The organism is Bacillus sp. LR_5 (assembly GCF_042709275.1).
Window position 1 is genome coordinate 1 of the sequence record NZ_JAVAXX010000643.1, and the last position, 928, is coordinate 928.

The 928-nt window shown below is 41.8% G+C and carries 1 protein-coding gene; it reads right to left on the bottom strand.

All coding sequences use genetic code 11. The features are described from left to right. The coding region (gene holA / locus RAC86_RS39190) for a DNA polymerase III subunit delta (protein WP_377887007.1) at positions 1-928 on the bottom strand (928 nt) is incomplete at both ends.

Genomic DNA, 928 nt, shown 5'->3' on the forward strand with positions numbered 1-928 from the left:
GGTTTTCATCTCATAGTCCATGACGGCAAGCTGTTCAATAATTAAACGGAGCTCCTCCTCTGAAAAAAGCCTTGCTTGATCCATCGCCAGCTTTACCCGAAATGGGTGAACTTTTAGATTAGAAGCGATTTGTTTTTGTCCGTATCCCTGTTCCGCGAAGTACTTCGTCTGCAGAATCAGCCGGAACTGATTCGAAATAAGCGCCATAATTTTGATCGGTTCTTCATTTTGTTTTAGCAAATCATAAAAAATTTGCAGACTCTCTGTTCGTTTTCGGTTGACGATTTTATTGATCAGCTCAAAAATATTTTGTTCAAGGCTTCTAGCAACAAGCATTTTTACATCATCCAGCGTAATTTCTTCACGATCTCCAATAAACGTGCAGAGCTTTTGAATCTCCTGAAAAATCGATGACAGATGACCGTTCACAAGCAGAACCAAATGCTCCGCCGCTTCCGTGCCGATTGTTTTCTGCTCTGTTTTTGCAAGGTTGACAGTAAAGTCTGTCGTTTCCTTTTCATTTAATTCCTTCGCCTCCATCATAAACGCGTGCTTCTTTAACGCTTTCGTCAGCTTTTTCCGCTCATCAAGCTTTTCATACGGAGCAAGCAGGACAAAGACTGTGTAAGGCGCAGGTGATTGTATATATGATTCAAGCGCACTGACGTTGTGCTCAATTTTTTCTTTTTTCTTTTCACCTGTTAAAAAATATGGATTTTTCACAATGACAAGACGCCGCTCCCCCATAAACGGAAACGTTTCAGCATCTGCAATCGCTTGATCCAGCGGGTCCTCTTCCAGATCAAAAACGGATAGATTGAAATCCTTTGTCTCCTGATCAACGACCGTCTGTCTGATCCTGCTGACGGTTTCTTGCAGCAGATATGTCTCTTTTCCGTATAAACAATAAACTGGATGGACATCTCCT